Raw genomic sequence first — 24,054 nt, forward strand, 5'->3', positions numbered from 1 at the left:
GTTTTCTAATCAATTACACTATACCAAAAGAACGAGGTGTTTTTCATTTTTCATTAACATTGTCAAGTAACATAATGAAAAGGCCGCAGGCCTTTAACAATCAACGTGGATCACCTACTTTATTGGTGCGAAAGTTGAGTAAATAACAATCGAAGGCTTTTTGTACAATTCAGTAATTTTTGCAGCAACAATGCCGATAATTCCATTATGAAAATCATCAAATACAACAATAACTTTATCATTGTAAAGTTGCCTTTGATTAATCTGATTTTCAGCCAAGATGAAATTTTGATTTGCTGTCTTCTTTATAAAAGACAATCCCCATGTTTTTTTGATTAATTAATTCGCATTTTAGTATTAAAATATTGCTAAAAGATTTTGTTACTAACATATCCATAAGAGTAATGGATTTCATGTTGTTCACTCCTACGATGGGTTTAATAGTACAATTTCGATATTTTTTTCTTCATATAATACAACCTTCTCTACCATTGTTTGGACTAAGGATTTAGCTTCGACAACGGGAAGATTATCGATTGCGTCAATTACAGTCGCAATTTTTTTATTAACCTTGTCTTCAAGCTCCGAAGTGTTAACGGAAGTGGTTGATTCTCGATTTTTTGCTTCTTCTACTAGTCTTTCCATTCTTTCCTTTTCTGCTTGTAAATCCTTTAATTCAATTAAGCCAGCGGTATAGGCTTCTACTTTACGTTTGTAACGGTTCTTTGCAGTATGTATTTGTTGCTGTATTTCTCTTTTTTCTTCTTCTTTTACTTGACTGGCGATCATAATAACATATGATTGATTGATCGATTTGGATAATTGATGCAATCCCCGTTTAAACCAACTTTCTACGTCCGAAGCGTTATACCATTTACTTGTACAAGTTCCTTTATTCTTATTAGCTGAACAGCGGTAAACACGCCTTCTTTTTGTTTTTGGCCCCATCCAACTGATACTCATCGCAGCACAACATCTGCCACATTTTAATAATCCTCCAAGTAAATGTGGGCTCGTTTTGGACCGAGGGTGTATTTTTTTACCAGGAACTTTTTTTTGGACGGCATCCCAAGTTTCTTCATCAATAATTGAGGGGAGGGCATGTTCAACCACTACCCATTCCTCATCATCTTTTTCTACTTGCTTTTGATTACTCCTATCAATTCGATTCCAAACCAATGTCCCCTTGTAAACAGGATTTGTAAGCATAAGCTTGATGGAACGAATCGACCATTCTTTTTTTTGTTTTGACGGAATACCTTCTTCATTTAACTGTTTTGCAATGCTGTAATACCCAAATCCTTTTTGAAGGTAAAGATCAAACACTCTTTTTACCACTTTTGATTCAGTATCGTTAATGACAAGTTCTTTATTGATAAGGTCATAGCCGTATGGGCTTTGCGTAAGCCATTTCCCCTGGTTAGCTGCATGTAGCATATTATCAAATACCCGTTCACGAATTCTTTCACGTTCAAATTCAGCAACAGCTCCAAGAACTTGAAGTGTCAATCGACCAGAAGGGGTATTTGTGTCAAATGATTCACTAATAGATATAAAAGAAACTTTATGATCCTGAAATGTGTCAATCAGTTTCAGCAAGTCCAATAAGCGTCTGCTTAAGCGATCGAGTTTCGTAACCAAGATTCTTGATATTGTTCCCTTGTCTACCTCTTTTAAAAGCTTATTTAGTTGTGGACGATCTAAGTTTTTTGCCGAGTATCCATCATCAATAAATAGGAGAGGAATTTCATCCCAGCCCATCGCTCGGCAATATGCTTTTAAACGGTCCTGTTGTTCATCTAATGAAACTCCTTCTCGTGCCTGCTCGTCGGTTGAAACACGGCAGTAAAGTGCGACCGACCTAGCATTTTCTAATGAAAATTCATTCATTAAGTTTCCTCCAAGTTCTGTTTGTCCATTTATATGAGAAAACAGTAAAAATCATTAATAAAAGAAAATAGGGTTGTCCAATTCAATTCCTCGCATCGACCGCATAGACATGTATAAAGGGGGATTGCATGGACGATGTAAAAATTAGCTTCAGGTTTGGAAATATTGGCTTCGATGTAATATCAGACTTAAATGAGACAAATCAAGAAAAAATAAAACAATTTTTTCTGCTTTGGGAAAAGAAAGTCAGGAGTTGTTCAGCTATCCATTTCTTAAATAAGGAGCTTAATTTAGACGCCAGCAAAGTTGTCGATATTTCTGTGGAAACAATGAAAGAGAGTCCAACCACTACTGGTTAGACTCTCCTTTTTTTAGAAATTTATTCATTATTATAAACATATCGTTCACCATAGTGAATAACGTTGTTAAAAAGTGTCAATAATGTTCCTGTAACCTAATTTTTTAATAAAAGCTCTAATCCCCGCTCGAATGTATTTAGCAAATATTGTGCTGCATCTGGATTAAGTTTTTCTAATTCTCTTAATTGTTCAAGGGCATGATTGAGTCGAGATTCTAATTCATCCGATGTGCCAGCATTTAGCGGTAAAACATATAATTCATTTTGCAATTTTTCAAGAAGTGATAATTGAATCGTATCCGTTTTTCCTGTCTCCAAATTACTGAGATAACCTGGTGAAACATCCAATTTTTCTGCGAATGCATTTAAACTGATTCCCTTATTGATACGTAAAGTCCGAATTAGTGGTCCGAGATTTTGCAGCATGAATGTACCTCCATTAGTTAAATATTCAAATTTAAAAATGATGCACAGTTAGACTTATCTTATGCGCACATTGTTTGTCCTTATTTCGATAAAAGTTAAGCACAGTCCTTCTAGAGGACAAAGAAAGGAGGTTATTAATAATGGCTAAAACAAAGAAAGTAAAAGGAAGATTAACATCAATCCAATATGTTCATGACCCAGAGGCGGCGAATGAATGGATGAAGTTGTTAATGGAAATTACAAAAAGGCAATTTTCAGAGCGTTGTTTGAATAAAGATAAAGGGTAGGGGGAAAAAACGACGATTAATGAAAGGAGTATAGAGTGAAACAAACAGCTGCCTATTATCGGAGTTCGACGCAACTTCAAGAAGAATCTGTTACGACGCAGCAATATGAAATCAACCAATCTGCACTAAAAAAGGGGATTCTGATTGATATCGAATATCCAGAACCTGCTGTTTCGGCAAGAAAAAAATTAAACGAAAGGCCCAAAATGAAACAGTTGATGACAGATATAAGGATTGGGAAAATTGGAACATTGCTTGTTTATAAAAGGGATCGGTTAGCACGAAAAGTAGAAGAGCATCTTGAATTATACAAACTCTTTATGCGACACGGTGTGGATGTACATTTCATCGCAGAAAATGAACCTCCAATGCGTTTCGATATTTTGGGGGAACTAATGGAATTATTTATAGGGGTAATGAATCAAAGGGAAGGGGAACAAATCAATTTACGAATTTCGGATACTAAATTAAACAATTTTCTTAGGGTAAAAGTATTGGCCATTTGCCTTTTGGCTATTCCACTGATAAAGATAAAACGAAAATTATTAGAAATGAAGACGAACTTAAGATTATTAAATTCATATTTCAGGAATGGAATACTGACAAGTATGGAAATATGGAAAAGTTGGCCCAGAAATTAAAGGAAGTCGGTCTTAAAAGAGGGAAAAATGATTGGACTAGGAATAATGTATCGGATGTCCTTACAAACCCAATCTATATGGGGATTCGAGTTGCCAGTTTTGATAACCGCGAAGTGTCGCGTTCGGTTGATGAGTTAGCGGTTATCACTCCAGATGAATTTGTTTTAGCACAACAATTAATTGAAGATAGGAAAAAGCCAAAGAGAGCAAAAGAAAATTTTAATTATTTATTGTCTCACTAGCGTCGCATAAATAACGTCTGAATTTTCAGTTTTTGTTTTCCCTGATTTTAATGAAAAATCGAAAACACTAAAACTGAGGTAGTAAACATCCATTTTTTTACTATAACCATTGTCGAGTGCAACAGAGACTAGAAAGTAGCTTTATGGGACGCTATTTCCTTGGATTTTGCGTAACCAAATGTGTGCAGATTTCCATAAAGCAGCTTTTAAATACCGACTGATCTGTAAGTAAGTTCGCTTACTGTTCGTGTTCAACTGGGCAAGTACATTCAAACAGTACACGATCATCGCGATGTACACTTGATTATGCACAGCTTGCTCACTTTGACCATAGAATTTTTTGATGTTCAAATGTTGTTTCATCCATTTGAAAAACAATTCAATCGCCCAGCGTGATTTGTATAGTTCAGCGATTTCATCTGCACTTAAATCAAATCGATTCGTGAGTAAATGTAAATCGTTTCCTTTTGTATCTAGTAATTTTATCAAACGAAACACATTCTCCGACCGATTTTGTGTGGTTCCGATGACGACCATTTCATCTGATAAAACGGGCGAATTTTCCGCCAACTCAAAGGGTTCAATCAGGCGTATAACCGCATTTTTTCTCAAACGAGAGACGAAGAAATAGCCTTCATCTGTCATGCGATCGAATCGTTCATAATCCAGTAGCCACGGTCAAACACATACATGCATTCTTTGTCATCGACAAGTACTTCAAGCTGACCACGATCATGTTCAATCGCATTTGTGAGTACCGCTTTGTCCGGATAGGAACAACCTTTTTCCATAAAGACAAGGCGCAAATGAAGCTTTACTCCTGACTTTGTTTTACGGAACTTCGCCCACTTATGATTATTCAAGTTTAATGGTAAGGTACTTGAATCAATGATTTTCAGTGGGGTCGTCAATTTTCGTCTTCTTTGAAAATCAGTCTTTCTGTGAATTTGCCCAACTACATCCAGAAAAATCTTTTGAAAGAGCTCAGTCGGAACTTGATTTAATCGTCTACCTAACTGAGAGAAACTAATGGAATCAAGGTTCGTTGCGTTCTGCAATTCTTCTGAAAAGACGCAATCACTCAATGCACGTAAACTTTCCGTTTCATGAAGTTGCGCAAATAGTAATAATCTCATAAATGAAGCCATATGAAGCTTCTTTGTATAGTAATTTAATTGGAAGGTTTTCACTAGTTCTTCAAATAAGCCTGTTGAAATAGGTGAAAACCATTATTCAAATGATGTTTTTCGTGTAAACTTATCCATGCGTTGTCCTTTATTTTGGATTTGGATAGATTACTACCACCAAACCATTATAAAGGCATTTTTTATCCGATGAATATATTACAGAAAATTCGGTTTATTAGAGTGCAATTAATTATTTTAATGCGACACTAGTGCTAAAATAATAAAAAACGTAATAAAAATCGTTAGGTTAATCAATAAAGCTCGGCAAAGGGGTAGGATCATATGTTTATAGGCTTTTTAGAGTTCGGTAAAGGGATAGTTGAGGGATCCCCAAACTATCCCTTTACCGAACTAAGATTGGGAAAAAAAGAGGCTTGTCCCATATGTGACAAGGCTTTAACGGTACTAGGCAGAACGGAAATTAATGAAAGCAAATTAATCAATTCGGCAAAGGGATAGGATGGCTAATTTGCAGTTCGGTAAAGGGGTAATTACACTAGTAAACTTACGAAAGTAGTAAAAGCAATCATTTTTGATTTCGTTGGTGCTATTGCCAATACTCCCCAATTGGGACTTATCATACAACGTTTAGCAATTTTAAAGTGACATATGATTTACCTGATGGTTATACTGTTGCCACACCAAGTGATCGTGATCAATATCCCAGTCCTTCTAGTAATAAGTTTGAAGTGAATAATATTAAAGAACTTTTTATAGCTATCCTTTATCAACCAAAAGTTATTGAGCTAATGAAGAATGATGTTACTTTTCGAGTATTTGGATTTGAGGAAAAGGACGACCTATATAACGAAATTGGTGAAGCTGCTTCCAATGCACTGCAATATTTTCAGTAGAACGTTGGTTCGTACCCCTTTACACAATTAGATATTGTCATAGATGGCCCAGGAATACATTATTCTTTACCAAATGTGCAGTTACAAAAGTCAAAAAAGAGTTTAATGTCCGAATTGCTAATGAAAAGGGTATTTCAATATCTAAAACAAAGTATTATCTGATTGTAGAAAAAACGTTCTTACACTACCATGTAAGAACGTTTTTTCTTACAATTTCTGTGGTGAAGCATGGCTTCATGGAGGCTAACTGGGGCTTAATTTAATAACAAAAACTAATCCACCTAAAGGGTGGTCTTTTTAATTCTTCTCGAATGTAACTTTATACATTGTGCCAAATTAGGGTGCGTTGATCCTAGAAGGATATCTTTATATTAAAACAGCCAGAATAAGTCGGGAAAGGAAACCGAGCTTACACTAGCTGTTCCGATACATTTATTATCCTAATTTTTTATAAAATTGTAGGATAGAATAATTAGTAAAAATAAATTGACGACACTTCAAATTTTACTAAATATTACCTTACTCTTTTTCGAGTTCTGAAACGATATTTCTAACCTTTTTTAGATAATCTTGTTTTGTCCAGCTACCAATTGCCTCTTCGTTGTCAAACCCATTTTCAGCTAGTATTGTATTGAACCTTATTAACTCCAATTTCATTTTTTCTACGTTTTCTGCTGAAAAATCAGGATTAGTAATAAAAGAATATCTTTTTAAGAGTGCACCTAACTCCAGCATTTCATAATCATCTTGGTTCATTGTTTTTATTGTTTTACTCGTTACACCTATGTTGAGCGCATGCGCAGTGCTCGAACTAGCATCTTCTAATTGTATCGAAAGTAAGTCTAAATCAGACCAATTTTCGTTTTCCAGTTTAGAGAGAGTTTTGTGTAATTCAAATAACTTATTGATTGCGTTTGTTTTAAACGTCCGTTCTGTTATATCGTTCATGTGAATAACAGATATTATAACAATTGAAATTAGGACAATATTTAAAATTATTGAAATTGAAATTAATACTTTATGTTTTTTTTTCAATACTATCACTCTTTTCAAAATTGCAAGACTCTTATAAGGTTATTCTAAAATTAATCTAAAAATTCTTCAATAGTTGGATAATCGGAATTTATATCATAGTAATGATTATAATCTAAATCCACAAATACTTGTCCGTTAATTTCAGCAATCGTAATTAATTTAAATTTAAGTGCTAAAGTGTCACCAATTGAGTATTCACTTGTAAGATTACCTTTAAAGTATACCGAATGATATTCGATATTTGAGTAATTAGAAGATATAAATCGCTAGTAATCGTTGGTTTTTTCGCTTTTTACGCAAAAAAACTTGTCACCCCTTAGATTTGGTTAATAGTGAGGTTACCACACGACACCAAAATCCCAAATAAGGAAGTGACAAGTTTGTACCCTCAATTATTAGCGTATTTACTTGAATTTATCAAGTACCAAGAAAAAATAATTAAAATTGTCCTCTCGTTCGGAGAATGATTTCCGCCCTGAACTATTGTGATTTTCAGTTTTTCATAGAAGTTTTGACACTACCAATTAATTTGTAACATCAGCATTAAAATGATTACTCGATTATACTGATGTTATAATTTAACTATAAATATTATATTACTTTCCCACAATTGGATAATATGGGTAAATTTTGGCGTGTTAAAGCTCCGTTTCTAAAATCAATTTACACAAAACGCAGCATTTGCATCACAATTAAACAATATTGCTATTTTTTTATGAGTTAAAAATCCTAATTTGAACGAGTTTATTAAAATGTTTGCATTTTTACCTTTTAATGTAAAATTGGAGTTAATGTTCGAATTGCTAACCCCCAGCAACGTTTGAACGATTTATTTGAATATGCTAAAAAGGGTATTCCAAAAAAAAGGATTATCTTATTTTAGAAAAATAACCTTCTTGCACTAATGTGTTAGTTGAAGAATAGTAATTTATAAGAAAAACGCTCAGATTAAACTACTGAGCGTTTTTGCTTGCCAGCTACATTGCTAATTTATTTTAAATTGAATGTTAATTGGTTTATTTAAACCAAAATACCATAAATAAAGTATTTTATTTATCAATTAAATCGTTAAAGTATCCAATATTTACAATGATTTCTTCATAAATTTTCTCTTTACTATTTATATTATTACTTTTTAGATATTGTGTTGTAAGAGTAATTATTCTGTTAATATAATCATCCATTTGATTAAATCTATCATCATTTATTAGTTTGTTTATAACTGCTAAAGTATATAATGATTGTCTAGAATTAATTAATTCACCATTTATCTGAGAAATAATTATTGAGTTACTTTGATTGTTATTTAAATCTTGATCTTGTTCCAATGTTGAGTTTAACTCCACTATACGATGATTGATAGTATTTAATTGTGCATCATATCCACTTAGCGCTAGCTTTTCTAGCTCTACTTTTGCATACAAATTCATCCCCGTGACTATTATACAGACGAAAGTTATTATAAGTGATGATATAAAAATGAGTTTTTTCATCCGTATCCCTCTTTTCCACATATCAATTAATTGTTATTAATAGTAAAGTTTACAGTAGCATTTCCAGTACGAACTCCGATTACAGCGTGCATACCAGGTGAAACCTCTTTACCATAAACATAATAAGCTTTAGTCCAGGCTCTTAAATCACCTTTACTACTCCCAGGGTTATAATTGTATTCAAAATACGCTGATACCCCACTTTTAGTTGATTGATTCAGTGATGCTTTATTTAATGTAGCCTCTGCATCTTTATATGTAATTGAACCAGGTAATTCTGTTGCATTGCTACCTATATTTCCAAATATTACCTCTAACTGTCTATTATATGCTTCCCTATCATGTTTTACATACCCCGTAATTGGTTTAGTGATTGCATAAACTAGGTTGAAAACTTCAACTGCCCAATGTAAACTTGGAATGTTTGTACTGAAAGTAGATGCGTTTGGACTTACCATACCAACCAATCCAGATACTGCCCAACTCGGATGAGCAAATCCAATGGTCATCTTTTGCGTATAAACCCAATTTGCATCATAATAATTTTTAATTACTGAGTCTCTAGTCCAACCTCTTACTCTTACTTTTCCTCCGCCACCATTTCCTCACAATAATAGCATAAAACTTTCACTTTAAAGGTTGGTAACTTGTACCAACGCCTAGGTTATTCCGATTATTTATCACAATAGAGGCACGTTATGATAAAACCAATTAGAAAAAGGTCAGCCAAAAATTCTGGCTAACCCTATATTCAAAACGAAACAATTCTTGCTATAACTTATTGCATTTATTTCAACGATGAAATAGTGAATATGGTGAGTATAATTTTGAACATATCAAAAGTTCACCCCATCATTTGCTCTATAATGTTGTTCTTTATGTTTTGAACAGTAAGCGTCAAAAAACGCCACGTGTTTTTTGTCGGCGATTATTGTATGCATTAATTAGATTTATTTGGGAAAGACAATCCTTTGGTGCTTAACTTTGGGCAAGCGTTAAAAAAGTACTAATTATCCCCAACCGAACCCGATATTTATGGAATCTAGTTTTTTTATTTAAATCAAGGCTTCGGTTTTATGGATAGAGATTCATATTTTTCTCGGTGTTTGGATAGTTAATCGATCGAAAGACTATACAAAAACCGAGAGCAAGAAGGCTGATATATCGTCTTTAAAGGGTTTTTAGAATATGGAAATATAATAAAAAATGGTATATCGGTTCTTAGGTTACTTTTGTAAACTTACCTCGGTAATTTGGCACCAGTAATTTTACCTTTGTAAACATCAGTCCTGTAATTATAGAATTGATATGTTATGTAAGTAATATTACTAGCATAATTTTATCTTTATAAAGTGGAGGGAAGAATGGGAATGATTTAACCTTTTATCTAATACACTTTACAAAGATATTATTTTTGACTGCAAGGAAATCATAGGGGAGAATCTCTCTGGGTCTTTAGGAGCTAAGTAGTTTTACACTAACAAGCGGGAAATGATTATGAGAAGTGCTAAGTTGTTGTAGACATGTAAGCAACGATACATCTTGTTGCGGTATTGTTTATGTATGATGGCTTTAGCAGTTCCATTCACAAGCTAATTTTCAAACTCATCAAAAAACACCTATGCGATAGGATGGCTGGGCTTCTTATTGGCACCAACGAATCATGCGGGAACTTAATTTAACTACTGAGGAAACAATTGAATACGCCAAATTAAATGCTGGAGTAGTGCAGCCATCTAAAACATCCATTAATCCTTACTATCTTGGTTTGAAAATCTTTGAAGATATCGAGAGAAGATATGATAACCCAACAGAAGAAATGCGCCGGATGGGTGTGAAACCTGGATCTGGGCGGGAAAAGATGTTTGAAGTACGGGAAATTGAATCAGATATATCCTTTATCCGAAACTATTTAACAAAAGAGCTAGTTGAGCAGGAAGATATGTATTTGTTTGAGAAAAAAGGTCTTGAATATCGTATTAGTACAAAAGATTATGAGAATGTTCGAGATCAGCTTGTTTCTATGAGAGTAAATGGCGGATTCCCATATATCGTTGTAGAAAATGGCGATTATTTAAGAAGTGGGGAACTTTATTTAAAACACGGTTACGAAGGTACCGAGCTAGATGCTCAGTATTTAGAAAAGGTGCTTCAATACATTTATAAATTATGGGGTCGTCCCGTACATGTGGAAACATTTGTAGAAGATAAACCGATTCTTTACTCCTACGATGGGAAAAAGAATTCACGTAGATTTATGTAGTAGGGAAGTGGGCTACTCGAGATTGCACCATTAACTTAACATGTAAGAAAAAAACTTGGAGGAAAAATTCCTCCAAGTTTTTTAGTATGGTTTTGAATTACGCGCTTTTTTAATTACTTCATCAATTACTTTTCTTGCATTTTTTGCACCTAATGGACGCGGTTGAAACTCTTCTGAGAACTCTTCTTGATTATTACTTGCTTCTTTAGCTTTATCTGCTAATCCTTCTCTTAAACGACGTCCATATTCTTCGTCTGCTTGCTCAGCGAGTGCAATCATCTTATCTTGAATTTCTTTTGGACAAATTGCTAAGTCATTCACTAAATTGTTAATGAGTTCATCTTTTTCCCACTGTTCGAAGTTACGGTATGTTTCACCCGCTTGCTTTGTATTGTCATTACGATCGATTGATTCTCTTACAAGTTCTCCTTGAACCATAGGTGTATACTCTTTACCAACTTGCTCTGCTTCTTTTAATCCACCCATACTTGAAGGCTCATAATTCACATGTAAATTTTGACCAGGGGCCTTGTCATTGTAATAACGTAATTGTCCACCTTCTTGATTTGTAGCTACACGTTTTTTCGCAGCATTAATTGGCAGTTGCAGATAATTCGCGCCAACTCGATAACGTTGTGTATCTGAGTAGGAGAATGTTCTACCTTGTAACATTTTGTCGTCTGAAAAATCGAGTCCGTCGACAAGTACACCTGTTCCAAAAGCAACTTGTTCAACTTCGTTATGGAAGTTTTCAGGGTTCTTATTTAACACCAATCGTCCTACTGGTAACCATGGGAACTTATCATTTGGCCATAATTTCGTATCATCAAGTGGATCGAAATCAAGCTCTGGATGTGGTCCATCTTCCATTATTTGAACGAATAACTCCCACTCAGGATAATCTCCACTTTCAATTGTCTCATAGAGGTCTTGAGTTGCATGGTTAAAGTTTTTCCCTTGGATTTCTTCGGCTTCTTTAACCGTTAAGTTTTTAATGCCTTGTTTTGGCTCCCAATGATATTTTACAAGTACCGCTTTCCCTTCATTGTTCACCATTTTATATGTGTTAACGCCAGAACCTTGCATCATGCGATAATTCGCTGGAATTCCCCATGGTGAATAAACGAGTGTCACCATATGGAAAGATTCAGGTGAGTTTGCACAGAAGTCAAAGAAACGTCGTGCATCTTGAATATTTGTAACTGGATCAGGTCTAAAAGCATGAATCATATCAGGAAACTTCATTGCATCGCGAATAAAGAAAATCTTTAAATTGTTCCCTACTAAGTCCCAGTTTCCATCTTCAGTATAAAATTTTACTGCAAATCCACGTGGGTCTCGAACTGTTTCAGGTGAGTGTAATCCATGTACAACAGTAGAAAACCGAACAAAGACAGGCGTTTTCTTTCCTTTTTCTTGGAATAGTTTTGCACGAGTATATTTTGATGCTGGCTCATCACCAATCGTTCCATAAGCTTCAAAATAACCATGTGCACCAGCACCACGCGCATGTACAATTCGTTCAGGTACTTTCTCACGATCAAAATGACTAATCTTTTCAATAAAATCATAGTTCTCTAGTGTTGCAGGTCCACGATTTCCGACCGTACGAATATTTTGGTTGTTTGTAATGGGGTGTCCTTGTCGATTTGTAAGAGTATCGTCATTTTCGATATTCGTTTGATACTGTTCTTGATTAGATGGATCATTTGTCATTTAAATCTTCCTCCTGTTATTAACTTGCTGTACACTCAAAATGATGTCCGTTTAGAGCTTGCATTAAACAATTTTTATAATGTTGATTTTCATAGAACGCAAAGTCGCCCATAAATGGTTGAAAGTCGCACATAACATGCCGTAAGCCGCATATAACCCGCGGGAACCCGCCCATAAATGGCTAAAACTCGCACATAAATCCCTGGCCGCATATAACATGCCAGAAGCCGCCCATAAACCGTGGAAACCCGCACAAAAAAGACCAGAACCCTCACATAAACTACGCAAACCCGCACATACCTCCACTCAAACCCTAACGAGCATCACATATCCTCAAAATAAAAAAGTGCCTAATCAAGGCACTTTTAAATCGCAAGAACGATCGGCAATATCATTGGTTTTTTATTCGTCTGTTCATATACAAAGTTGGAAACTTCTTTTTTAATAGCACGCTTCATACCCATAATATTGGCATCATTAAATGGATCGACTGTTCTCTTTACTACTTCATTAATATTTTTTAGCAGTTCTTCTGAGTTTTTTGCATAGACAAAACCACGTGAAATGCAATCTGGATCAGAAATTCGGTAACCATTTTCTTTACTAATCGTTAAAACGATAACGAGCATACCTTCTTCAGATAATTGCTTACGATCTCGGAGAACAATATCAAACACTTCATCGTCACCCGCGTTATCAACATATGTGTCACCAGCTGTTACTTTGCGAGTTTGACGTGCTTCACCATGTTGAACATCGACTACATCACCATTTTTAATAATAAATGTATGACCTTTTTCCACACCGACTGCTTCTGCCAATTTTTGATGTAAATATAACATACGATATTCTCCATGGATCGGAATAAAGTATTTTGGCTTCATTAAAGTAAGCATTAGCTTTAAATCCTCTTGATAACCATGGCCAGAAACATGCATACCTGTAATTGAGGATGAGCCGTAGATAACATTAGCCCCTAATTGGAATAAATTATCGACAATCTTGGAAACATCTTTTTCATTTCCAGGAATCGGTGAAGCGGCGAAAATGACAGTATCACCAGGTAAAACTTTTACATCTCGATTACTGTTAGTTGATAATCGGGATAACGCTGCGAGAGGTTCACCCTGGCTACCAGTACATAAAATCGTTATTCTTTCAGGTGGTAATTGTCTAACATCGCGTGCATCTACTAACATCCAATCAGGTACATCTAAGTAGCCTCTATTTCTTGCAACAGAAACGACGTTCACCATACTTCGACCAAGTAACGCCAATTTTCGATTTGTTTTTTTACATGCTTCTACAATTTGTTGTACGCGGTTTACATTAGAGGCGAATGTCGAAATAATGACCTTTCCTGTCGCACCATAAAATGCTTCTTCAATATGTTTTCCGACTTCACTTTCAGAGGGAGTTAACCCAGGTCGCTCTGCATTTGTACTCTCGGAAATTAACATTAAAATCCCATCATCGCCGATTTTCGCCATTTTATGAATGTCTGTATACTGATCATTTACAGGTGTTAAATCAAATTTAAAATCCCCTGTATGAACTACTTTTCCTTCAGGAGTATCAAATACAATGGCTAAGCAATCAGGAATACTATGACTTGTTTTGAAGAAACTAACCTGGAAATTACCGAAATCTAATTTAGATTCAGCATTAATTTCGACTAAAGTAGATTCACGTAAAAGTTTATGTTCTTTTAACTTTAGTTCGATTAAGCCTAGAGTAAATCTTGTTGCATAGATTGGGACATTTAACTTCTTTAAAAAATACGGAATTCCACCAATGTGATCCTCGTGTCCATGGGTAACAACTAATCCTCTAATTTTATGATGGTTTTCTTGTAAGTAAGTAACATCAGGAATGATTAAATCAATTCCTAGCAATGCCTCACCAGCAAATTTTGCTCCACAGTCGATAATAACTAGATCTCCACCGTATTCAAGTACGTACATATTTTTACCGATTTCGTTAATTCCACCTAAAGCAAAAACCGATAAAGTGTTTTGATTATTAGACAATTCTATCCCTCTTTTCAACAACGATCTTGTAAAACAATTATCTAATTCCAGTTCATAACATTGATTAGTATAACTATTTCCAAAATGTCCAATACGGAAATCAATGTTAAACTTTATAACATTTAGTTCTTTCATCATATTTTTTCTATTAATTTCTTAAATTTAAGTATGAAACTCTACTAACTCGAATAGAATTTTATAAGTTTATATTTGGAAAAATTATAGTAGAGGGATGAATGAAATGAAAATGTTCATGATAAGTTGGATATTTCTATTAGCAATAGCCTTTTTCATATTAGCCTTTTTCTTAGAACCATTATTTATGGTAGGATCGTATTTATTTATCTCTTTTATGATGTTTTTATGGGGTTATTTTGAAATGAAAAAAGAGATGGATAGAAGAAAAGAAGAGATATTGGAAGAAAGTGAAGAGTTCATAAAAGGCATTCCACATACAAAATATACGCTATCAGATGATTTACTTAATAGTTTATTGATAGATGAAACAAGTAATACTTTTTATATAGCGAAAAGAGAATATACTGACGAGGATTTCGAATGTATGTCCTTCCCATTTTCAAAGCTTTTAGAAGTGGCAATTCTTGAAGATGGTCGAGTAAAGTATCTGTTCCCAAGGGATGGTATTATTGGGGGAACGGTAAATGAGGAAGGAAAACCGATTATTAATGTATTTGAAGCAGATGAATATGAGTATGATGAAGAAGACGAAGACACAATCAAAAAAGTAACGTTAAAACTTGTTGTAGATGACTTTTCAAACCACACAATTGAGTATGTCTTTTTAGATAATGACGATTCAATCGAAAAAGACAGCGAGGAATATAAGGATTTAATGATGGAATGTACAAACTGGTATCAAATGTTAAGTTTAGCCATCAATCAGTACAAACATGAGAAAAGATTAATTGGCCATTGGATGTAAGAAATAATATAAACGATTAACACTATTTTACCCTCTTCCATATTTATATAAGTGGAGGAGGGTTTACATGATTTCAACAGAAACTTTGACGATTCAAGGACACATTTTTTCAGCGGTAACGGTGTATTTACCTAAAACTACACTGTTAACAATCTCAAATGACATTGGGTATATTATGTGTGGTGCGTTGGATGTGGGATTATTGAATGAGAAGCTAGCAGATCGTAAAATTGTTGCAGGTCGTGCAGTGGGAGTAAGAACGATTGATGAATTATTAAAAGCACCACTTGAGTCAGTTACTTATGAGGCAGAAAAGTATGGAATTGTAAAAGGTATGATTGGGGAAGAAGCTTTATTAAAAATGATATAAATACAAATTATCACTGACGTATTTGTTTGCAAAACAAGTACGTCAGTTTTTTTATTACTGCGATAATCCTTGGAGTTTGATAAAATGAATCACAATATGACTGAATGGAGAAAAGATTGTGAAGACATTTAAGAAAGTTTATGTAGAAATTATTAGTGTTTGTAACCTCGCTTGTAGTTTTTGCCCGCCGACGAACCGCACGAAGGGAATTATTAAAGTTGAGGATTTTAAAAGAATATTAGATCAGCTAAAACCGCACACAAAATATATATATTTACATGTAAAGGGTGAACCGCTAATGCACCCTAGAATAGATCAATTGCTCGATGCTGCCCATGAAAAAGGATTCAAAGTTAACATTACAACGAATGGTACATTGATTAAGAAAAACAGAGAGAAACTTTTAGGTAAGCCTGCGCTAAGACAAATTAACTTCTCGTTACATAGCTTTGACGGACATGAAGGATCGGAAAATCGCGAAAAGTACCTAGGGGATATTCTTGAATTTGTTCGTGAAGCGAAGGAACAAGGTATTCTTATTTCTTATCGTTTATGGAACTTACAAAGAGGGCAATCTACTGATCTTGCTAGAAGAAGAAATAGAGAAACACTAGATATCATCGAAAAGGAATATAATTTAGACTATAAGATTGAAGAAAAGGTAGTACCTGGCGGCGGTGTGAAAGTTGCCCATAATGTGTACTTAAATCAAGACCACGAGTTTCGTTGGCCGAGTCTATTAGCACCAGAAGATGAAGGAAAAGGCTTCTGTCATGCACTAAGAAGTCATGCAGCAATTCTTGTGGATGGAACAGTTGTACCATGCTGTCTTGATGGGGATGGTATTATAAAACTTGGGAATGTGAACGAACAATCATTTTCTGAAATTGTTGAGGGCGAACGAGCTAACCGAATCGTAGATGGTTTCTCAAATCGCGTAGCAGTTGAAGAATTATGTCGAAAATGTGGGTTCCGTCAAAAATTTGGAATGTAGTATAAAGTATCCTTGGATAAGCTCGCAATTATTTTTAACAAGCATATCAAATTGTTCTTTTTCCAAGACACCTTCTGCTACTACTTGTAACCCAGTATTATGTGCCTTTAAGCTTTGAAAAAGTTGTTTTGTTGCTATTAGAAGATGACCAAGTTTAAAGAGATCCTGTGTTAAATAAATAGCAGATACATTAAAGAGATGTGACGATCTAAATAGTTGTTGTTACATCTCTTTTATGTTTATTGGAGTAATGGATATTTCGTGTGATAAGGCTTGTCGTTATTCCAACAAACATGATTGTGATGATGGAGAGGAGTAGAGTAGACGTTGATATTAGTAGTCCTCCTAAAAGAACGACCATGGCATCAATGAAAAAGATGATTACCCCTATGTTAATTCCTGTTTTATCGCAAATAAATTGGGCAATTAAATCCGTTCCACCAGTGCTTGTCTTAAATCGAAGCATAATACCAATTCCTAAACCAACCAAAATTCCACCTAACATCGAACTAACTACGGGTTCTAGTCGAATAAAGTACTGAAGTGGTCTAAAAAAGTCGATGAAAAATGAGGAAATAATCATTCCGTGTAAGCTATTGTAAAAGAAATCTCGATAATAAAACCAAGCAATTGTGAATATTGGGATACTTAAACAAATAATCATTAGTCCAGGTTTTAAATTCCAAAGATAGTTTAGTATTAAACCAATCCCAATAATTCCTCCATCTAAAATTTCAAATGGAACTAGAAAAAGATTAATTCCTAATGCGATAACAATACTACTAATAATGATGATTAAACCCTTTTTCCAAAAATACATACATTTCCTCCAAGTAAGTGGACATGTTGTATGATATGAAAACAATAAACGAATCATGAGTTTAGTAATATTGAATATAGCAAAGTGTGATAGAAATATGGCTGCAATTTTTGAAGGTAGTTTGTAGATTCTAATGTAAAACTGCCTTTCATCATAGGATGAAAGACAGGCTCAGGGAATTATTGGATTTATGGATGGATAGATACGGTAGTGCCATTTGGGATTATATCTGCGAGTTCCTCAACATCATGATTATGCATACGAATACATCCTCTCGAGATGGCCTTACCTATTGAACTTGGATCATTTGTCCCATGAATACCATAATGCTCCTTTGATAAACTAAGCCACATTGTTCCATATGGGCCACCCGGATTAGGTGCACGATTAATAACGACAAAATTCCCGATAGGTGTTTGAAATAACATTCTTCCAACTGCAATAGGATAAGTTTTTTGTAAAACATTATTTCGATATAAACTCAATCTTCGGTTATTAATAGATACATCGATTTTATAAGGTATTGTATTAGGATCTGGTAAACCGGGAATTTCAATTCGTTGTCCCACGTAGATTACATCTGGATTAATAGTGGGATTTGCTCCGATGATTACGGCAAGTGGAAGACGATAATCCCTTGAAATTTGAACAAGTGTTTCTCCTGGCAATACTGTGTGATACAGCGGAATCACTCCGTTCCATATATTATCTATACATTCTATGTGAAAAAGTGAAATCGTTTCGTGATAAGTAATGACAGTATGAGTTTTCAAATCATTTCTGATTTTTGCATCGGATTAACATAAATTTACAAAGTTTTTGTTGCAAAACTAATGGTATTAGTTATAATAAAACTAATGGCATTAGTTTTTATCGATTAGCCAATGTGAATGTTTTGTTGGACATTTTGGATTTGAAGCAGGATTTATCTAAATGTAAATATTCTTCAACTACTACAATTCGTCATTCAAGGTGTCTCCATTATTTTGTTTTTTGCAAGTAGGATTATTGTTGGAATTAAAAAGGGAGAGATGAAAAGATGAAAATAACGAAATTTGATAGATTATACCAATTAACAATCATGCCGAATTTATTTCCGGTCAATTGTTATCTTTATGAAGAAGACAGTGAGCTTACATTAATTGATACAGGAATTTCAGCGAGTTTTAATGGTATTGTTAAACTTGTAGAAGAAATTAATAAACCACTAACTAATATTGTTCTAACTCATGCCCATGGAGATCATGTTGGCTCATTGGATTTATTAAAGGAACGATTTCCAAATGCAGTTGTCTCTATCTCGAAACGAGATAGTCGATTATTAGGAGGAGATTTTTCATTAGATGATCTTGAGCCTAAAAACCCTATAAAAGGCGGATTCGACAAAAAGTTAAAAACGGTTCCTGAACGGCTATTAGTCGAAGGTGACCGAATTGGTTTATTGGAGGTTATTCATACACCAGGTCATACACCGGGTTCTATTTCTTTATTTAATCCTCAAAGTCGTCATATTATAGTGGGCGATGCAATGCAGACGAAAGGAAAGATTGCAATTTCAGGTCAACTAGTACCTCTTTTTCCATTTCCAATGTTAGCGACTTGGAGTAAGGAAGTAGCAGTCGAAAGTGTAAAAAAGATAATTCAACTAGAACCTACATTATTAGCTGTAGGTCATGGGAAAATAATAGTAAATCCCCAAAATAATATTCAACATGCAATTCAAGTAGCAGAAAAGAAATTAGTGAGCATATAAGGAGAGCATATTCGTGGCAAGAGTAGGTTTAGATAAAACTAAAATTATTCAAACAGCAGTGGAAATTGTAGATAATGAAGGAGTAGAGGCTGTAACTCTAGCAGCGATTGCGCGGAAGTTGTCGGTAAAACCGCCCTCATTATTTAATCACATAGACGGTTTGCCAAGTATAAAAAGGGAATTGTCTTTATTTGGATTAAATATACTTTTTGAAAAACTAAGCATAGCTACCGCAAATAAGAAAAAGGACATTGCCATATTAGCGATGGCAAAAGCCTATAAAGAGTTTTCCCAAGAACATCCAGGGTTATATGAATTGACGATACATGCTCCTGAAAAAAGTGATCATGAACTTAATATAGTAAGCAGTAAAATTATTGAACTGATTATGAAAGTATTACAGGATTACAATTTAGAGGAAGATAAAATGATTCACACAATTCGTGGACTAAGAAGCATTTTACATGGTTTTGCTTCCTTAGAGCAAAAAGGTGCTTTTGGAATACCAATCAGCATAGAAGAAAGCTTTGAATTTATGATCAATTCATTTATTTCAGTATTGAAACAGAGGTCATAAAAGTGTTAGTAAAAGCCCGAGCGATCAATGCTCGGGCTATTGAATTCCAGGTGGTATATAAATGTTTAAGAAACATAAAACTGCTAAATTTCCAATATCAACGATAAAATGGGAAACGGTAATCCATTTTAAACTATTTGTCTTGTAGTATGAGATTGACCAAATAATCCCCATTAGAACTAGATAGATATAAAGGTGATAAGAAGTATTAGCAATTGAAAATACACCCCACATGAATGGGTGACTAATACAGTAGAAAAATGTACTATATACAATGCTTATCCACTTTGGAAATATCTCCTTTGTTGCATCTAACAACAATCCACGCCAATATAACTCTTCGAACCAAGGATTAACCAATGCAAATACAATCCAAAGCACTATTAATACAGTTGAATCTAGTAAATGATAGTTCATGGCTAATATGGATAGAGGGATCATCCCGAGCAATAGGGATATAACATTCCATAGACTAGTTATTTTAGTTGGTAAGAACCAGTCTTTAACATGTTTTGTTCCTTTAAAGTAAAGGATACAAAGGCCAAGTGAAAGCCAGTAAACAAGTGCTAGAGGAATCCAAGCCCATTCATGTATGTACTTCGAAAAAAGAAAAGCAGTTAAAAAACCTAAGAAAATGATAGCCAATGGGGAAATTAAAATCATTAATCTTTTATCTTTACTGATCATTTTAACCTCCTGAAATGAAATATTAATGAAAAAAGGGGGTTCTGTTTATTATTAAATTATGTTCATCATGAATAGGATAGGAATTAAAACCATAATTTGTATATTCATCATTTCTCGGGAAATAAGTCGAATGAAAATAAAAATAGTCGACTTGTGAAATAAAAATCGACTAATTTTTATATGAAAGTAAATGTATCAATTATTGTACATAGAAATTATTATTATAAGATAATACAAAATTACTTTATAATTGAGATTGTTCTAAAAATAAATGAAGTATGGAGGAAGACATGCGCAAATATTTAGGCGAAGCCATGTTAATCATTACAGCAATCATTTGGGGAAGCGGATTTGTATTTTCCGCAATTTCATTAGAATATTTTACTCCATATCAACTACTGGCTGTTCGATTTTCAATTGGTGTTATTATATTAAGTTTAGTTTTTTATAAAAAACTGAAGTATATTAAAAAATCTACTATAAAAAGAGGTTTGTTGTTGGGTATTTTTCTATACTTAGCGTTTTTACTTCAAACGGTAGGTTTACAATATACAACCCCTTCAAAAAATGCATTTTTAACAGCAGTTAATGTTGTAATTGTTCCTTTTATCGCGTTTTTTGCATATCGTAGAAGAATTGATCGCTTCGAATTATCAGGAGCATTTTTAGCGATAATTGGTATAGCATTTTTATCGCTTCAATTTACAGGGGAAGTTAATATTGGAGACTTGTTAACTTTAGCGTGTGCATTTGCCTTTGCATATCAAATTTTTTATACTGCAAAGTTCGTCAAAGATGAGGATCCAATATTACTGACTATTGTTCAGATGGGAGTTGCAGCATTATTTTCTTGGATAGCGGTTCTAGTAAAAGGCGAATTTAGCTTCTCCTTTGAAATGGAAGGAGTTCTGTCAACTTTATACTTAGGTATATTCTCCACTACATTAGCCTATTGCTTCCAAACGGTTGCTCAAAAGTATACAAATGAAACAAAAACAGCCATTATACTATCAACAGAAGCATTCTGGGGTATGGTATTCTCGGTAATATTACTAAGTGAAATACTTACATATAGAATGATTATTGGTGCAATCCTAATATTAGCAGCAATAATACTTTCTGAGACAAAGCTATCATTTATGAAGAATAAAAATATAAGTGAAGAGCCGATTATAAAAAGTGAATGATTAATAATATGGAAGAGTATCCGATCATGTCGGATACTTTTTTCATTTTTGGGAAGTCGAAAGTACTTGGAATACGAGTGGGGAATCGTTTTATATTTTATTAATAATAATTATCTTGAAATTGAAATAATTTAACTCTATAATTCATATAAAACATAGTAAAATACCCTGTTTTATACAAAAGGAGTGTTCTTTATAATGTCTGAAAATGAACAAGCTTTATGCCAATTAGATTTTTCTGCAAAGAAAAAAAGTAATATTGCAACATCAGAAACAGAACATGAAATTAAAGCAGATGGTTCCTTTAATCGTCAAAAAAATAGATTTACTACCGCATTTGGAGATGGTGAAGGTGAGCTTCCAGTTGAGGCGGGTAGATATCGATTACTTTGGGCTCCAATTTGTCCATGGGCGCACCGTGCTGTTATTGTTCGAAAATTATTAGGTTTAGAAGATGTAATCAGTCTTGGAACAGCAAATCCGATTCGTACGGTTAATGGCTGGGAGTTCTCATTAGATGAAGGTGGAGTTGATCCTGTTTTAGGAATCCGTTATTTAAGTGAAGTGTATGAAAATGCAGATCCAGATTATAACGGACGTGCAACAGTTCCTGCGGTGGTTGATATTACTACAAAGAAAGTCGTGAATAATGATTATTTTAAACTAACGAACTATTTAGAAACTGTGTGGAAACCATTTCACAAGGAAGGTTCACCGGATTTATATCCAGAACATCTACGCGAGGAAATAGACGAACTAAATGACATCATTTTTCATGAAGTAAATAATGGTGTTTATAAATGTGGATTTGCCCATTCACAAGCAGCATATGAAGAGGCATTTAACACATTATTTGCAAGACTCGATGATTTAGAAGAACGTCTTTCAACAACTCGTTATTTATTCGGTGATTTTATCACTGACTCAGATATACGACTTTATGTAACACTTGCACGTTTTGATGTTGCATACCATATTGCATTTAAAACAAATCGAAACCGTTTAGTAGATTTTCCGAATCTTTGGGGATATGCTCGTGATTTGTATCAAACACCTGGATTTGGTGACACAACGGATTTTGAAGCGATTAAAAAAGGTTATTTTGCATCAGCAAACGTAATTCATAACCCACTAACGATTGTTCCAAAAGGTCCAGATATTTCAGTTTGGAATACACCAAATAATCGTGAATCGTTAAGTTCAAATATTTAGTTGCAAAAATAACGGTATATGGGAAAGGAAGACAATTCAATGGCAGAGGTAAATCAAGAAATACCTAAAGAGGTCGATGGAAAAGGGAAATTTATCCGACAAGGAAATCGTTTTAGTACTCCATTTGGAGATGGAGAAGGTGAATTGCCTGTTGAAGCGGGAAGGTATCGATTAATTTGGTCAGAAATTTGTCCATGGGCTCACCGTACAGTCATTGTTCGTCGTGTTTTAGGTCTTGAAGATGTGATTAGTCTAGGAACGGTTGCTCCACTACGTCCAAAAATTGAGAGAGTAGATTGGGAGTTCGCTCTTGATGAAGGAAATATAGATCCGATATTAGGTATTCAATATTTAAGCGAAATTTATTTAAATACAGATCCTGACTATGAGGGTCGTCCAACTGTTCCTGTTGTAGTGGATTTAAAAGAGCAAAAGGTTGTAAATAACGATTACTTTAGATTAACAAACTATTTCGAAACTGCATGGAAACCTTTCCATAAAGAAGGTGCACCTAATTTATATCCTGAACATCTTCGCGAAGAAATAGATGAACTAAGTGAAGTTATTTTTCACGAAGTAAATAATGGGGTTTATAAATGTGGATTTGCTCGTTCTCAAGAAGCGTATGAGGAATCTTACGATATCCTATTTGCGAGACTTGATCAGTTAGAAGAGCGCCTATCAACAAATCGTTTCTTATTCGGAGATTATATAACGGATGCAGATGTAAGGCTTTATACTACTTTAGCAAGATTTGATGTAGCTTATTATAATGCCTTTAAATGTAATAGAAATATGATAGTAGATTTCCCGAATCTATGGGGATATTTAAGAGATTTATATCAAACTCCTGGATTTGGTGATACAACCAATTTTGAAGCAATTAAGATTCACTATCATTTATCGAACCATATAGCAAGTAATGATCAGAAAGGTGAAACAATATTACCTAAAGGTCCAAATAATATTGATTATAATGCGCCACATAATCGTGAAACTATTAGTGGTAAAAAGGAAAAATTTCTAGTATAACTTTATCAGTAAGAGAATCTCACATGAGTAGTAGTTTGATAGAAGCTAATGAAACAA

General features: G+C 34.2%; 25 protein-coding genes and 2 pseudogenes. 14 read left to right on the forward strand and 13 right to left on the reverse strand.

Features of this window, described 5'->3' with window-relative positions:
• Positions 1-114: 114 nt before the first annotated feature.
• Positions 115-318, reverse strand: a complete 204-nt coding sequence (locus ACOQFO_RS04225) for a hypothetical protein (protein WP_421688459.1) — start codon at positions 316-318, stop codon at positions 115-117.
• Positions 319-426: 108 nt separating this feature from the next.
• The gene (locus tag ACOQFO_RS04230) at positions 427-1,890 is read right to left on the reverse strand and encodes a recombinase family protein (protein WP_421688460.1); all 1,464 of its coding nucleotides are present in this window, start codon (positions 1,888-1,890) and stop codon (positions 427-429) included.
• Positions 1,891-2,018: 128 nt separating this feature from the next.
• On the opposite strand from ACOQFO_RS04230, the gene ACOQFO_RS04235 reads away from it, so the two are divergent.
• Entirely contained in the window at positions 2,019-2,249 is a 231-nt protein-coding gene (locus ACOQFO_RS04235; RefSeq protein ID WP_421688461.1) for a hypothetical protein, read from the forward strand.
• Between the two features lie 95 nt (positions 2,250-2,344).
• On the opposite strand, the gene ACOQFO_RS04240 is transcribed toward ACOQFO_RS04235, so the two are convergent.
• Complete coding sequence (locus ACOQFO_RS04240) at positions 2,345-2,674, reverse strand: helix-turn-helix domain-containing protein (protein ID WP_421688462.1); 330 nt, start codon at positions 2,672-2,674, stop codon at positions 2,345-2,347.
• 140 nt (positions 2,675-2,814) lie between these two features.
• On the opposite strand from ACOQFO_RS04240, the gene ACOQFO_RS04245 reads away from it, so the two are divergent.
• Genes ACOQFO_RS04245 through ACOQFO_RS04255 form a run of 3 tightly spaced genes read left to right on the forward strand, consistent with a single transcriptional unit; the run spans position 2,815 to position 3,844 of the window.
• Entirely contained in the window at positions 2,815-2,961 is a 147-nt protein-coding gene (locus tag ACOQFO_RS04245) for a hypothetical protein (protein WP_169716208.1), read from the forward strand.
• Positions 2,962-2,996: 35 nt separating this feature from the next.
• The gene (locus ACOQFO_RS04250) at positions 2,997-3,602 is read left to right on the forward strand and encodes a recombinase family protein (protein WP_421688463.1); all 606 of its coding nucleotides are present in this window, start codon (positions 2,997-2,999) and stop codon (positions 3,600-3,602) included.
• Positions 3,542-3,844: a recombinase family protein gene (locus ACOQFO_RS04255; protein WP_421688544.1), complete on the forward strand. Its 303-nt coding sequence runs from the start codon at positions 3,542-3,544 to the stop codon at positions 3,842-3,844. The genes ACOQFO_RS04250 and ACOQFO_RS04255 overlap by 61 nt, the downstream gene beginning before the upstream one ends.
• A gap of 141 nt (positions 3,845-3,985) precedes the next feature.
• On the opposite strand, the pseudogene ACOQFO_RS04260 reads toward ACOQFO_RS04255, so the two are convergent.
• A pseudogene (locus tag ACOQFO_RS04260) lies at positions 3,986-5,061 on the reverse strand (IS4 family transposase).
• Between the two features lie 572 nt (positions 5,062-5,633).
• Here ACOQFO_RS04260 and ACOQFO_RS04265 point away from each other — a divergent pair.
• Positions 5,634-5,885, forward strand: a complete 252-nt coding sequence (locus ACOQFO_RS04265) for a hypothetical protein (RefSeq protein ID WP_421688464.1) — start codon at positions 5,634-5,636, stop codon at positions 5,883-5,885.
• A gap of 519 nt (positions 5,886-6,404) precedes the next feature.
• On the opposite strand, the gene ACOQFO_RS04270 is transcribed toward ACOQFO_RS04265, so the two are convergent.
• The 3 genes from ACOQFO_RS04270 to ACOQFO_RS04280 form a co-directional block, all read right to left on the reverse strand.
• Entirely contained in the window at positions 6,405-6,938 is a 534-nt protein-coding gene (locus tag ACOQFO_RS04270; RefSeq protein WP_421688465.1) for a hypothetical protein, read from the reverse strand.
• A 1,031-nt stretch (positions 6,939-7,969) separates the two neighbouring features.
• Positions 7,970-8,413 (reverse strand): hypothetical protein, encoded by a 444-nt coding sequence (locus tag ACOQFO_RS04275; protein ID WP_421688466.1) that lies wholly within the window; start codon positions 8,411-8,413, stop codon positions 7,970-7,972.
• A gap of 26 nt (positions 8,414-8,439) precedes the next feature.
• Positions 8,440-8,922, reverse strand: coding sequence for a hypothetical protein (locus tag ACOQFO_RS04280; RefSeq protein ID WP_421688467.1), 483 nt, complete (start codon positions 8,920-8,922; stop codon positions 8,440-8,442).
• 1,121 nt (positions 8,923-10,043) lie between these two features.
• Between ACOQFO_RS04280 and ACOQFO_RS04285 the strand changes: the two are divergent.
• A pseudogene (locus ACOQFO_RS04285) lies at positions 10,044-10,676 on the forward strand (SpoVR family protein); the annotation flags it as partial.
• 81 nt (positions 10,677-10,757) lie between these two features.
• On the opposite strand, the gene ACOQFO_RS04290 reads toward ACOQFO_RS04285, so the two are convergent.
• Both ACOQFO_RS04290 and ACOQFO_RS04295 read right to left on the reverse strand, forming a co-directional pair.
• Positions 10,758-12,392: a catalase gene (locus tag ACOQFO_RS04290; protein ID WP_421688468.1), complete on the reverse strand. Its 1,635-nt coding sequence runs from the start codon at positions 12,390-12,392 to the stop codon at positions 10,758-10,760.
• A gap of 365 nt (positions 12,393-12,757) precedes the next feature.
• Entirely contained in the window at positions 12,758-14,422 is a 1,665-nt protein-coding gene (locus ACOQFO_RS04295; RefSeq protein WP_421688469.1) for a ribonuclease J, read from the reverse strand.
• A gap of 241 nt (positions 14,423-14,663) precedes the next feature.
• Between ACOQFO_RS04295 and ACOQFO_RS04300 the strand changes: the two genes are divergently transcribed.
• From ACOQFO_RS04300 to ACOQFO_RS04310, 3 genes are all read left to right on the forward strand, one after another.
• Entirely contained in the window at positions 14,664-15,365 is a 702-nt protein-coding gene (locus tag ACOQFO_RS04300) for a hypothetical protein (protein ID WP_421688470.1), read from the forward strand.
• Positions 15,366-15,432: 67 nt separating this feature from the next.
• Positions 15,433-15,735: a YunC family protein gene (locus ACOQFO_RS04305; protein WP_421688471.1), complete on the forward strand. Its 303-nt coding sequence runs from the start codon at positions 15,433-15,435 to the stop codon at positions 15,733-15,735.
• Positions 15,736-15,853: 118 nt separating this feature from the next.
• On the forward strand, positions 15,854-16,729 hold the full coding sequence (locus ACOQFO_RS04310; protein WP_421688472.1) for a radical SAM/SPASM domain-containing protein: 876 nt from the start codon (positions 15,854-15,856) through the stop codon (positions 16,727-16,729).
• Here the strand turns inward: ACOQFO_RS04310 and ACOQFO_RS04315 are convergent.
• The 3 genes from ACOQFO_RS04315 to ACOQFO_RS04325 all read right to left on the reverse strand — a co-directional run bounded on the left by ACOQFO_RS04315 (position 16,688) and on the right by ACOQFO_RS04325 (position 18,232).
• Complete coding sequence (locus ACOQFO_RS04315) at positions 16,688-16,909, reverse strand: EAL domain-containing protein (protein WP_421688545.1); 222 nt, start codon at positions 16,907-16,909, stop codon at positions 16,688-16,690. The genes ACOQFO_RS04310 and ACOQFO_RS04315 overlap by 42 nt on opposite strands.
• 28 nt (positions 16,910-16,937) lie before the next feature.
• The gene (locus tag ACOQFO_RS04320) at positions 16,938-17,549 is read right to left on the reverse strand and encodes a YitT family protein (RefSeq protein WP_421688473.1); all 612 of its coding nucleotides are present in this window, start codon (positions 17,547-17,549) and stop codon (positions 16,938-16,940) included.
• Between the two features lie 188 nt (positions 17,550-17,737).
• Complete coding sequence (locus tag ACOQFO_RS04325; RefSeq protein WP_421688546.1) at positions 17,738-18,232, reverse strand: L,D-transpeptidase family protein; 495 nt, start codon at positions 18,230-18,232, stop codon at positions 17,738-17,740.
• 356 nt (positions 18,233-18,588) lie between these two features.
• On the opposite strand from ACOQFO_RS04325, the gene ACOQFO_RS04330 reads away from it, so the two are divergent.
• Both ACOQFO_RS04330 and ACOQFO_RS04335 read left to right on the forward strand, forming a co-directional pair.
• Positions 18,589-19,302: an MBL fold metallo-hydrolase gene (locus ACOQFO_RS04330; RefSeq protein ID WP_421688474.1), complete on the forward strand. Its 714-nt coding sequence runs from the start codon at positions 18,589-18,591 to the stop codon at positions 19,300-19,302.
• Between the two features lie 13 nt (positions 19,303-19,315).
• Positions 19,316-19,879: a TetR/AcrR family transcriptional regulator gene (locus tag ACOQFO_RS04335; protein ID WP_421688475.1), complete on the forward strand. Its 564-nt coding sequence runs from the start codon at positions 19,316-19,318 to the stop codon at positions 19,877-19,879.
• A 36-nt stretch (positions 19,880-19,915) separates the two neighbouring features.
• Here the strand turns inward: ACOQFO_RS04335 and ACOQFO_RS04340 are convergent, their stop codons facing one another.
• Complete coding sequence (locus ACOQFO_RS04340) at positions 19,916-20,566, reverse strand: CPBP family intramembrane glutamic endopeptidase (RefSeq protein WP_421688476.1); 651 nt, start codon at positions 20,564-20,566, stop codon at positions 19,916-19,918.
• 290 nt (positions 20,567-20,856) lie between these two features.
• On the opposite strand from ACOQFO_RS04340, the gene ACOQFO_RS04345 reads away from it, so the two are divergent.
• The 3 genes from ACOQFO_RS04345 to ACOQFO_RS04355 all read left to right on the forward strand — a co-directional run bounded on the left by ACOQFO_RS04345 (position 20,857) and on the right by ACOQFO_RS04355 (position 23,997).
• Positions 20,857-21,753, forward strand: coding sequence for a DMT family transporter (locus ACOQFO_RS04345; RefSeq protein WP_421688477.1), 897 nt, complete (start codon positions 20,857-20,859; stop codon positions 21,751-21,753).
• 198 nt (positions 21,754-21,951) lie between these two features.
• Positions 21,952-22,965: a glutathione S-transferase family protein gene (locus ACOQFO_RS04350; RefSeq protein WP_421688478.1), complete on the forward strand. Its 1,014-nt coding sequence runs from the start codon at positions 21,952-21,954 to the stop codon at positions 22,963-22,965.
• A 39-nt stretch (positions 22,966-23,004) separates the two neighbouring features.
• Positions 23,005-23,997, forward strand: coding sequence for a glutathione S-transferase family protein (locus tag ACOQFO_RS04355; RefSeq protein WP_421688479.1), 993 nt, complete (start codon positions 23,005-23,007; stop codon positions 23,995-23,997).
• Positions 23,998-24,054 lie beyond the last annotated feature (57 nt).

This window comes from Ureibacillus sp. MALMAid1270 (genome assembly GCF_049202975.1).
In the GTDB taxonomy this organism is placed as follows: domain Bacteria; phylum Bacillota; class Bacilli; order Bacillales_A; family Planococcaceae; genus Ureibacillus.

What these genes read in the sequence shown, in the direction of transcription:
- ACOQFO_RS04290 (WP_421688468.1), bottom strand. Translation starts at nt 12,392, where the DNA reads ATGACAAATGATCCATCTAATCAAGAACAGTATCAAACGAATATCGAA.
- ACOQFO_RS04280 (WP_421688467.1), bottom strand. Translation starts at nt 8,922, where the DNA reads ATGACCATTGGATTTGCTCATCCGAGTTGGGCAGTATCTGGATTGGTT.
- ACOQFO_RS04355 (WP_421688479.1), top strand. Translation starts at nt 23,005, where the DNA reads ATGGCAGAGGTAAATCAAGAAATACCTAAAGAGGTCGATGGAAAAGGG.
- ACOQFO_RS04320 (WP_421688473.1), bottom strand. Translation starts at nt 17,549, where the DNA reads ATGTATTTTTGGAAAAAGGGTTTAATCATCATTATTAGTAGTATTGTT.
- ACOQFO_RS04340 (WP_421688476.1), bottom strand. Translation starts at nt 20,566, where the DNA reads ATGATCAGTAAAGATAAAAGATTAATGATTTTAATTTCCCCATTGGCT.
- ACOQFO_RS04245 (WP_169716208.1), top strand. Translation starts at nt 2,815, where the DNA reads ATGGCTAAAACAAAGAAAGTAAAAGGAAGATTAACATCAATCCAATAT.
- ACOQFO_RS04300 (WP_421688470.1), top strand. Translation starts at nt 14,664, where the DNA reads ATGAAAATGTTCATGATAAGTTGGATATTTCTATTAGCAATAGCCTTT.
- ACOQFO_RS04345 (WP_421688477.1), top strand. Translation starts at nt 20,857, where the DNA reads ATGCGCAAATATTTAGGCGAAGCCATGTTAATCATTACAGCAATCATT.
- ACOQFO_RS04305 (WP_421688471.1), top strand. Translation starts at nt 15,433, where the DNA reads ATGATTTCAACAGAAACTTTGACGATTCAAGGACACATTTTTTCAGCG.
- ACOQFO_RS04350 (WP_421688478.1), top strand. Translation starts at nt 21,952, where the DNA reads ATGTCTGAAAATGAACAAGCTTTATGCCAATTAGATTTTTCTGCAAAG.
- ACOQFO_RS04330 (WP_421688474.1), top strand. Translation starts at nt 18,589, where the DNA reads ATGAAAATAACGAAATTTGATAGATTATACCAATTAACAATCATGCCG.
- ACOQFO_RS04240 (WP_421688462.1), bottom strand. Translation starts at nt 2,674, where the DNA reads ATGCTGCAAAATCTCGGACCACTAATTCGGACTTTACGTATCAATAAG.
- ACOQFO_RS04275 (WP_421688466.1), bottom strand. Translation starts at nt 8,413, where the DNA reads ATGAAAAAACTCATTTTTATATCATCACTTATAATAACTTTCGTCTGT.
- ACOQFO_RS04235 (WP_421688461.1), top strand. Translation starts at nt 2,019, where the DNA reads ATGGACGATGTAAAAATTAGCTTCAGGTTTGGAAATATTGGCTTCGAT.
- ACOQFO_RS04230 (WP_421688460.1), bottom strand. Translation starts at nt 1,890, where the DNA reads ATGAATGAATTTTCATTAGAAAATGCTAGGTCGGTCGCACTTTACTGC.